Source organism: Methylobacterium sp. CM6257 (assembly GCF_054611515.1).
In genome coordinates this window covers 6354389-6363590 of sequence record NZ_CM137735.1, presented here as the reverse complement: position 1 = coordinate 6363590, position 9202 = coordinate 6354389, and the positions used below count along the sequence as shown (strand labels likewise).

Annotated in this window: 12 protein-coding genes; 3 read left to right on the top strand and 9 right to left on the bottom strand. The window is 72.7% G+C overall.

Annotated elements, in window-relative coordinates; genetic code table 11:
- Positions 1–19: 19 nt before the first annotated feature.
- Positions 20–1414 carry an FAD/NAD(P)-binding protein gene (locus ACYCO6_RS31080; protein ID WP_459766600.1) on the top strand — a complete coding sequence of 465 codons (1395 nt, stop codon included), beginning with the start codon at positions 20–22 and terminating at the stop codon, positions 1412–1414.
- Here the strand turns inward: ACYCO6_RS31080 and ACYCO6_RS31075 are convergent.
- The 7 genes from ACYCO6_RS31075 to ACYCO6_RS31045 form a co-directional block, all read right to left on the bottom strand.
- Positions 1411–2355, bottom strand: a complete 945-nt coding sequence (locus ACYCO6_RS31075; RefSeq protein WP_459766598.1) for a GNAT family N-acetyltransferase — start codon at positions 2353–2355, stop codon at positions 1411–1413. The genes ACYCO6_RS31080 and ACYCO6_RS31075 overlap by 4 nt on opposite strands.
- Positions 2352–3197: a class I SAM-dependent DNA methyltransferase gene (locus ACYCO6_RS31070; RefSeq protein WP_459766596.1), complete on the bottom strand. Its 846-nt coding sequence runs from the start codon at positions 3195–3197 to the stop codon at positions 2352–2354. The genes ACYCO6_RS31075 and ACYCO6_RS31070 overlap by 4 nt, the downstream gene beginning before the upstream one ends.
- Positions 3194–4225, bottom strand: a complete 1032-nt coding sequence (locus ACYCO6_RS31065; protein WP_459766594.1) for a glycosyltransferase — start codon at positions 4223–4225, stop codon at positions 3194–3196. Before ACYCO6_RS31065 ends, ACYCO6_RS31070 begins: the two co-directional genes overlap by 4 nt.
- Complete coding sequence (locus ACYCO6_RS31060; protein WP_459766592.1) at positions 4216–5013, bottom strand: PIG-L deacetylase family protein; 798 nt, start codon at positions 5011–5013, stop codon at positions 4216–4218. The genes ACYCO6_RS31065 and ACYCO6_RS31060 overlap by 10 nt, the downstream gene beginning before the upstream one ends.
- A gap of 53 nt (positions 5014–5066) precedes the next feature.
- Complete coding sequence (locus ACYCO6_RS31055) at positions 5067–5489, bottom strand: response regulator (protein ID WP_459766590.1); 423 nt, start codon at positions 5487–5489, stop codon at positions 5067–5069.
- Positions 5486–6976, bottom strand: coding sequence for a sensor histidine kinase (locus tag ACYCO6_RS31050; RefSeq protein ID WP_459766588.1), 1491 nt, complete (start codon positions 6974–6976; stop codon positions 5486–5488). The genes ACYCO6_RS31055 and ACYCO6_RS31050 overlap by 4 nt, the downstream gene beginning before the upstream one ends.
- Positions 6977–7158: 182 nt before the next feature.
- The gene (locus tag ACYCO6_RS31045; protein ID WP_459766586.1) at positions 7159–7653 is read right to left on the bottom strand and encodes a ferritin-like domain-containing protein; all 495 of its coding nucleotides are present in this window, start codon (positions 7651–7653) and stop codon (positions 7159–7161) included.
- Between the two features lie 160 nt (positions 7654–7813).
- Here ACYCO6_RS31045 and ACYCO6_RS31040 point away from each other — a divergent pair, with 160 nt between their 5' ends.
- A complete protein-coding gene (locus ACYCO6_RS31040) occupies positions 7814–8086 on the top strand; it encodes a hypothetical protein (protein ID WP_459766584.1) in 273 nt (90 codons plus the stop codon).
- 37 nt (positions 8087–8123) lie between these two features.
- Here the strand turns inward: ACYCO6_RS31040 and ACYCO6_RS31035 are convergent, their stop codons facing one another.
- A complete protein-coding gene (locus ACYCO6_RS31035; protein ID WP_459766582.1) occupies positions 8124–8345 on the bottom strand; it encodes a hypothetical protein in 222 nt (73 codons plus the stop codon).
- Between the two features lie 399 nt (positions 8346–8744).
- On the opposite strand from ACYCO6_RS31035, the gene ACYCO6_RS31030 reads away from it, so the two are divergent.
- Entirely contained in the window at positions 8745–8873 is a 129-nt protein-coding gene (locus tag ACYCO6_RS31030; RefSeq protein ID WP_459766580.1) for a hypothetical protein, read from the top strand.
- 13 nt (positions 8874–8886) lie between these two features.
- On the opposite strand, the gene ACYCO6_RS31025 is transcribed toward ACYCO6_RS31030, so the two are convergent.
- Complete coding sequence (locus tag ACYCO6_RS31025) at positions 8887–9165, bottom strand: adenylosuccinate synthase (protein ID WP_459766578.1); 279 nt, start codon at positions 9163–9165, stop codon at positions 8887–8889.
- Positions 9166–9202: the final 37 nt, after the last annotated feature.

The following is a 9202-nucleotide window of genomic DNA, read 5'->3' as shown; positions in this document are numbered from 1 at the left end:
CAACATCCGGAGTGCTCCCGTGACCGCGCCGGCCGCCCCGGCCGCCCTCCGCCTCGTGATCGTCGGCGGCGGCTTCACCGGCGCGGCGCTCGCCATCCATGCCATCCGGGCCGCGACCGGTCCGCTCGACATCGTCGTGCTGGAGCCCCGGTCCGAACTCGGGCGTGGCGTCGCCTACGGTACTGTCGACCGCAGCCACCGCATCAACGTCCCGAGCGACCGCATGGACCTTGCCGCGAGCGGATCGGGAGCCGCGACCGCGTGGTTCCTGGCGTACGGCATCCTTCCCGATCCCGAGAGTGACGACGGCACCGGCCGGGCATACGTGCCCCGCGCCGCCTTCGGCGCCTATGTCGGCGACCGGCTCGCCCGGACTGTGGCGGCAGCCGGGGACCGGGTGCGTCTGCGCCACATGCGCACCGCCGCTACCGCGGTCCGGCGGGAGGAGGGCGGTTGGCGGGTCGTCACCGGGACGGCCGAGCCGATCGCGGCGGACCGCGTCGCCCTGTGCTTCGGCCATGCGGTCCCAACCCTGCCGTGCCAGCTTGGCCCCGGCGTCGCGGCATCCCGACGCTTCGTGTCCGATGCCTGGGCGACCGATGCCCTGGCGCCCATCGGGGCGGACGCGTCCATCCTGATCGTCGGAACCGGGCTCACCATGGCCGATGTGGTGACGAGCCTCCGGGCCGGCGGGCATCGCGGGCCGGTCAGCGCGGTGTCCCGCCGCGGGCTCCTGCCCAAGGCGCATGGGATCTTCCTGACAAGCCTCGACGTGCTGGGCCCGCACAGGCCGCGCACGGCCTTAGCGCTGCTCCGCCTCCTCCGCCGGCAGGTCGCGGCCGTCGACCCGGACCTGGGTTGGCAGCCCGTGCTCGACTCCTTCCGCAAGGTCCTGCCCGAGATCTGGAACGGCCTGCCGCCCTCCGAGCGGCGGCGCATTGCCCGCCGCCTCTTGCCGTTCTGGGAGGTGCACCGCTTTCGCATCGCCCCGCAGATCGCGGCCGGCCTCGAGCAGGCGCGGGCGGAGGGGCACCTCTGCGTGGAGACGGCGGCCGTGACCGGACTGACCCTTGCGGAGGACGGGCGCCTGGAGACGGAGGTGCGGCGCCGGGGCGTGGCCGAGCGCCGCCGGTTCGACGCGGTGGTGCTCTGCACCGGGCCGGAACGCGACGTCTCCCGCAACCCGCTGGTGGCCGCTTTGCTCGCCGACGGCACGGCGCGCCTCGATGCGGTCGGGCTTGGCCTCGCCGTCGACCGCCGCAGCCGCGTGATCGACGCAGCGGGCGAAGTCCGGCCCGGCCTCTATGCCTTCGGTCCGATGACCCGGGGTAGCTTCGGCGAGATGACCGGCGCGACCGACATCGCCCATCATATCGAGTCCGTCGTCGGCGGCCTCCTCGAGCCGAACGTCTAGCCGGCGCGCCGTACGGTCCGGCGGAAGGTGCGGCGCGGCTCGGCACCCCAGCGATACTTGTAGGGTTCCTCGCCGCGCAGGAAGTGGAACTCCGCGGCTCCGGCGGCGGCCGCCGCCTCGATCTGGCAGGCGAAGGCCAGCGTGCCGAAGCTCTGGCCCGGCACGCTCATGTCGACGGCGTTGATGTAGGAATAGCCGTTGCGCGCGTCGGCGAGGCCGTAGAGCACGGCGACGATCGCGCCGTCACGGCGGACGAAGGAGATCCGGAGCAGCCCGGCCTCCGCCAGGACCGGCGCAGCCGCCCGATGGAAGGCCTGGATGTGGGGATCTCCCAGCACCCCGGGCTGACCCTCACGCGCCCAGCGGGCCGCATGCAGCGTGAACAGCGCGTCCAGCGCCGCCTCGATCTCGTCCGGGCCGGCGAGCGCCTCGCTGACACCGCCGAGCCGACCGGCGCGGTGACGGTCGTGCACCACCTTGCGGCGCTGCGTCCCCGTCAGCGCTGCGAGCGGTGAGCCCTGCGCGGGCAGGATCATGACCGGGCAGATCTCCGCCTCCTCATCGACGGCCCGCCAGCCTTCGGGCATGGGCCCGAGGAGCGGCGAGTCGGCCCGCAGATCCGGCAGCAGGATCTCGTCCCACCGTTCCGCGGTCGCGAGGATCGCGGCCCACAGCCGGTCCACCGGGATGCCGGGCTGGACCAGCGCGTCGCAATAGTCGCTGTGCCCGGCCCCGACCGGCACGAGCCGGCGCAACCCGGCATCGTGCCAGACGAACAGGGGCAGCGCCGCCACGAGGGTGCCGGCGGCGTCGCGTACCTCCGCGTCGAGGCGCTCGCCGCCGCCGAGATGCGTCCACCACGCCTCCAGCCAGGCCGGGGACTGGAACGGGGTGGCGCGAGGGTCGCGCCGCCACAGGGACCCGTGCTCTTCCGGAGTCACGGATGCCGCCTCAGGTGGAAGCCCGTTCCGTCCCAGATGGTGAACGGGTGCTCGCCCGCCCGCAGCACCGCGAAGCCGTGGGCGGCCGCGAGGGCGTGGGCCTCGGCCATGTCCCGCTGCGGATCGGACCGGTAGGACCAGTTGAACACGAGGAGGTCGCCGCCCGCGCCCAGCACCCGCGCGGCGTCCGCCATGAAGGATTCGAGGGCATCCGCCTGCACCACGTAGGGCAGGCTGTCGACCGCTACCAAGAGGTCCGAGGCGCCGTCCGCCACGGGGCAGAGGCCGCCCGCGTTCTGCGCGAAGGCGAGGTTCGGGCGGGACCCAGCCCGGCGCCGCGCCTCGGCGATCATACCGGCCGAGACGTCGAGGCCCAGGACCATCCCGGCCTCCTGAGCGAGCGCGATCGCCACACGGCCGATGCCGCAGCCGTAATCCACGATCCGGCGGCCAGTCGTCGGCGCCCAGGCGCGGATGATCCCCGTGAGCTCCGCGGTCGCGGCTTCCAGCTCGGTGGGATCGCCGAACGCGTAGAAGGCGACGCCGGCCTCCGGCGCCTCCTCGGCAAGGCGATCGAACAAGGCCGCGGTCGCGGCGCGGACATCCTCCCCTTCGGGCCACAGGCCCGAACGCGCCAGCCGGCCGAGGGCGTCGAGGCGGTCGCGGTGGCGCTCGGCCAGATCCGCCAGGGCGGCGAGCCGCGGCGCGTCCGGCCGGGCGGCGGCCTCCTGTGCGAGTTGCGCCACGTCGAGCCTCCGGCCGGTCAGCAGCAGCCGCGACAGGGCGATGTGGGGCGAGATCTCCCCCCGCGCGCAGGGTTCGAGGATCTCCGGATCGGTCATGCGGCGAGTCTCGTGTACAGGTCGAGATAGGCGTCGGTGCTGCGGTCGAGGGAGAAGCGCGCGCAGGCCGCACGGCGGCAGGCAGCGGGATCGATCCCGCCGACCGCCCGGATCGCCTCGGCCATCTGCGCCACGGTATCGACGATCAGCCCGGTCGCCCCGTGCTCCACGATCTCGGGCAGCGCACCGACGCGGAAGGCGATCACGGGCGTGCCGCTCGCCAGGGCTTCCATGGCCACCAGCGAGGAGGTCTCCGGAGCCGTGGAGGGGATCAGCACGCAGCGCGCCTGCGCGATCAGCCGGCGCTTCTCGGGACCTGCCACCGGCCCGACCCAGCGGCGCAGGGTATCGAGCCGCGGCGCGATCTCGGCGTCGAAGTAGCGGCGGTGGGCCGCGTAGGGGAACACCCGGCCCGCGGCGATCAGGGGCGCCTCGGCCATCCGGGCTGCATCGAGGGCGTGATGGAATCCCTTCTCCGGAGCGACGCGGCCCAGAACCAGGGCGTAGGGCTGATTCGGCGGACCCGGCCGGTAGGCATCGGTGTCGACCCCATTGGGGATGGGCGGCAGCAGCGCGACGCCGGGCGGCGCACGCCTGGCCTGATCCGGGGAGACGGGGTTGAGCCAGGTTCCCGGGCGGCCCGGGCGAAGGGCCCCGGGGGCGTACCAGTCGATCGGAAGGTGCAGGGTCGCGAGGACCGGCATGCCCGGCGGCGGCAGGTATCGGTCGAAGTCGAGCCCGTGCAGATGGATGAGATCGGCCGCTCCCGCGCGGACGATCTCGGACAGCAGAGCGTGCAGGCGCGCGTGCACGGCGGCGCGGTGCGTCTCCGTGATCTCGTCCGCCGAGCCCGGCAGGGTCACCAGCGTCCCCGCCACTTGGGAGCCCTCCGGGGCGATCACGCGCGAGCGGTGCCCCGCCCGCACCAGCGCGCGGTCGAGCTGGGCCAGAATCTGCTCGGCGCCGCCGGCCGGGTCGGCCGTCACGGGCGCGAACGGATAGGCCACGCTGACGACGGTCAGGCGCACGCCGCGACGGCCTCAGCCAGGCGGCGCCAGCGCCCGGAGGTGATCGACCAGCCGAACCCGTCGTAGAGGCTCGCGCCGGGCGGTGGCGGCGCGGTGAAGTCGTAGGCCGGTGCGGCGCGCCAGCGCTCCGCCTGCGGGCACCAGCCGTCGATCACGGCGGCCTGGCTGCCATGGGCCGCGATCGCGCGCGCGACGCGGCCCCGCTCGTCGGGATCGAGCGGGCGGACCTGCTCGGGGCAATCGGGGTCGGGCCAGAAATGGCCGAAACGGCGCGCACCCGCCTGCTGGTGATAGCAGGCGAATTCCGCCAGGACGGGCCTCCGGCCTGTCCGCCCGCCGATCCGGTCGGCCGCCGCCCGGACGGCGAGCGCGGCGGTGTCGTGGTCGGGGTGGCCGCCCTCGTACGGGTGCGTCAGGATCGCCACCGCGTCCCGCAGGTCGTGCGCCAGCCGCGCGACGAGATCCGGCAGATGCGCGGCGGCCTCCTTGTCGGGAAGGCCGTAGGCGATGCGGTCGGGCCGGGCGTCCAGCGCCGCCAGCGCCATTTCGAGCTCGTCCGCCCGGGCGCGGGCGTAATCCGCTCGGGTCACGAAGCCCAGCCGTCCGGCATCGGCCATGTCGGCCGGCGCGCTGTCGGTGAGATGGACCAGGGTCAGCCGGGACAGGCGCGGGAGTGCGGCGCCCGCCCACAGCGTCTCGTCGTCGGCATGGGCCACGACCAAGGCGACGGGTTCGGAGATCGGTGCTCCGCCCGCGAGGCGCTGCGCGAAAGCATGCGAGACGCTCACTGATTTCCCGAGCCCAGCCGGCGAGACACGAGCCGTCGATGGCTCCCGAAGGGCTATCCTCCGTCGCCGCCGGAAGTTCCCGCGGGCTCCGCGTCCGCGGCTGCGGGGCCTCGGCCGAACAGCGTCCGGGCGATGATCTGCGGGTCGATCGGCTTCTGGCAGAAGGCCACGGCTCCGTGCGGGGGCGGCACGGCGCCCGAATCGTAGCCGGTCGCGAACAGGAACGGCACGCCCCGAGCCTGCAAGGCCTCGGCGACGGGATAGACCAGCTCATCCTGCAGGTTGATGTCGAGCACGGCCGCGTCGATCTCGGCCGTGCGGGCGATCAGGTCGAGCGCCTCGCTCACGCTCGGCACCGGGCCGAGAATCTGGGCGCCGCGCTCCTCGAACCAAGTCTTGAGGTCGACGGCGATGAAGTAGTCATCCTCGACCAGCAGAAGCCGTCTGCCGGTGAGCGCGTCTGAGGAGAGGGTCATGGGATGCCGCCTATGGCTTCTCCGTCGGGGAGGGGAATGTCGATGGAGCAATGGAGCGCGGTCTCGCCCAGCCGGTAGCAGGTCCTGGCCTTGAGCGCGTAGGGCAGCGCCCGCTCGATCAGCTCGCGCCCGTAGCCGCCGCGATTGGGCTCGCCAGGGCTGCCCTGGCGGCGGACGATGCCTTCCTCCACCCACTCCACCAGCAGCCGCCGCCCTTCACCGTCGGCCGCATAGGCCCGCCACGTCACGCTCAGGCGGCCGTTCTCGGCGATAAGGGCCCCGTATTTTAACGCGTTGGTGGCGAGTTCGTGCAGGGCCAGCGCGAAGGTCTGCACGGTCACCTTGCGCAGCCGCACCGCCGGTCCGTCGATCCGGATACGTTCCCGCATGGCAGAGGTATCGAGGGCCGCCAGCTCCGTCTCGATCAGCGCGCGGAGGGTGATCGGTTCCTGGTCCGAGCGGGACAGGAGACCCTGGACTCGGGAGAGCGCGGACAGCCGGTCGTTGAACCGCTCCTTGAAGGCCTCGCCCGGCCCGGTCTGGCCCATCGTCTGCTGCGCGATGGACCGGACGACGCCCAGCAGGTTGCGGGTCCGATGCTGCAACTCGGCGACCAGAACCTGCTGCTGCTCCTGAAGCTGGCGCAGGTCGTCGATATCGGTGGATGTGCCGAGCCACTCGACGATCCGGCCCTGCGGGTCGCGCACCGCCGCCGCGCGGGTCTGGAACCAGCCGTAGCGGTTCTCGACGGCGTTGCGGAGCCGGTGCTCATACGAGAGATGGCCGGTCACCGCGGCCGCGCGCCAAGCGGCCTGGGCGGCGGCGCAATCATCGGGATGAACCGCGTCCAGCCAGCCCCATCCGAGGCTCGTGACGCCGCTCTGGCCGGTATAGGCCTGCCATTGCGGGCTCGACCAGATGCATTCCCCGCCGATCGCGGCGCGCCAGATGAGCTGCGGGATCCCCTCGGTCAGCGTCCGGAACAGCGCCTCGCTTTCGCGCAGGCGCCGCTCGGCGAGCACGCGCTCGGTGCTCTCGACCACGATGGCGATCACCCCCGCGGGCTGCCCGCCCTCGTCGAAGACTGGCGAGTAGTCGAGGTCCATCCAGACCTGCTCGGGCCGGCCGTACCGGTGCAGGGTGAGTTCCTGGTCCCGATAGGACAGGGTGCCGCCGGCCAGGCCCACGCGCATCACGTGGTCGTTGAAATCGGCGACCTCCGGCCAGCCCTCGCGGACCTTGGAGCCGAGGAGCTGCGGGTGGCGACCGCCCGCGAAGCCCGAATAGGCATCGTTGTAGATCATGATGCCGTCCTCGCCCCAGAGCAGCACGATCGGCACCGGCGACAGCAGCACGGTGCTGACCGCGAAGATCAGGCACTGGGGCCAGTCCGCGATCGGACCGAGGGGCGTGCGCGCCCAATCGTAGGCCCGGACGAGGTTGCCGAGTTCTCCGGAGCCGGCCGGAAGGGTCCAGGTATCGCTCATCCTGTGAACGACCCTCGGGGCACCGGTATGGGCGAGCGCGAGACTGGCGGAGATGACGGCGGTCCCGCGACAGGCAGAGGTCCTCGGCCGGACCGGCCTGCCGAACGGTCCGTTCGCAACGCTACAACAGGGCGGCGCTCCGCGGTAGAGGCCGGACCGGTCCCGATGCCCTGCGGGAAGGCTCAGGCCGCCGCACGCTCCACCGCCTCGGCAAGCCGGCTCGCCGCCTCGTCGCCCCGGTAGATCTCGTCCACCGCCTGCTTCAGCTTGGCCGCGTCATCGGTACGCCCGAGGGCCTTAGCGTAGGCGGCCGCGGAGCCGAAGCCCGCGAGGCCGTAATGCGACATGCGCTGGTACTGCGCGATGATCGCCACGTCGCGCAGTCTGCCGTCGCGCGGCGCCTCCTTGACCCCGTGCTGCAGGGCCTCGGCCGCGAGGCCCTCCATGCCCTTGCAGGGCTCTGGCCTGGTCTCGCCGCCGTTGGCCTGGATCAGGCTCCGCAGCACGTCGGTGTGCTTCTGGATGCCGCCCACCGACTCCTCCAGCATCCGCTTCAACGTCCCATCGCTGGCTTGGCCACTGAGCTGCTGCACGGCCTTGACCATCTGGTCGTTGGCGGACCAGAGGTCCTGCATCTCGTCGAGGTAGACCTCCTTCAAGCTGCCGGGTGCCGACATCGCCGCCTCCTGATGGGTCGCCGATGCCCGGTGAACCCGAGCGGGCAGGGGGTGTTCCGGCCCGCCGCGCGCCGCGGTGAACTTCCGAGCGGTTCCCGGACTTCCCCTGCGGATGGCCGGCGCAACCTGTCCGCCGCGGCCGAAGGAGAGACGATCGATCATGCGTGCATCGACCATTGCCGCTGCCCTGCTGGCCGGGCTCGCGGCGGCCTCGCTGGCAGGCCCCGCTGCCGCAACGCCCGCTCGCCCGTCCGCCGCCGTTACCGCGTCGGACGGCCTGCTGACGCAGGTGCGCGCCAAGCGCCATCGGGTCCGGCGCAGTGCCAGGATGCCGGCCGGTAGCCGATTTAACAACGTCACGCGGGGCGCCATCGGCGGCGACACCGGCGGCAACGCCGCCACCGGGAGCACGGCAGCCCCGAGCGGCCGGTAGGAATCACCGGACCGGCCCTTGCCGGTCCGGGCCTGCATCAGGCGCCGCGGTAGCCGCTGCCGCGGTTGCCGGCCGGGCTCTCGTGCCGGGGCTTGGCGTAGGCCTCGTTGTCGAAGGCCCCCATGTCGCCGGGTTCGGACTGGCCGGGCGAGCGAGGTCCCTGCGGGCGCTTCGGCACCGCCTCCGGCGGATAGGTCCGGGCGCCCGGCGGATTCTCGACGAGGACGTTGCGGGCTGATCTCGGGTCGGACTCGCTCATCACGGGCTCCTGATCACAGGTCGGCTGCTCTGGAGAAGGATCCGTCGGCGGCCCGGTTCCACCGGGGCGGCCCATCCGCGGTCCGCAGGGTGGAAGATCCGGGTCAATCCGGCGAGGGTGACCTGGAGCGGCTGCCCGGAGCCGAACCGGTTCTCGGCATCGGCGAAGCGGTCCGGTGCGACAGAGCGCAGCTGACCTGCGCGCCGGCCGACCCTGTCGTCAGCATGGCCGCCGCGCGGGCGAAGCCAACCCGGCCGAGCGCGGTGCACCTCCTCATGTCCCGCGCCTTCTTCTCTGCCGATCAGATAGAACCGCCGCGTTCATAGTCTTGCCGTGTTCCGGGCGCCTGCTGGCGCCATCAGCCCTCAGGGGCCGCCCAGTTCTGGGAGCACGACGGACATGGTGAACTCTATTTTGGCGCTCCTCACGGTCATCGCGGTCCTTGTGGTCACGGCGCTGTTCAAGCTGCCGCTCCTGCCGTTCCGCCTCGTCGGCCGCCTGCTCCGGGGCCGCCCGGCGACCGCCTGACCCGGCGGATCGATCATCCCGCCGCGTCGATGGTGAAGGCCATCCCGCGGCCCGGCCCGTGGTCGGCATAGTCGACGAGCGCCAAGCCACGCGCGGCCAGCGTTCCCTCGACGATCGCCCGCTCCTTGCGGACCATCTGCCCGACCGCCAGCGGGGTCAGCCGCGGGCTTGCCCGCCGCAGCCGGTCCACCTCAATGCTCGCCGGCGTGCCCTCGCTCTCGGCGATCCGCGCCAAGGCGAGAGCCAGATCCTTCGCCTTCGTCTCGGCGGCGGATTTCGGCTTGAACGCCATCCTGCTTCTCCCTCCATTCGACCAGGCCTGCAGCCCT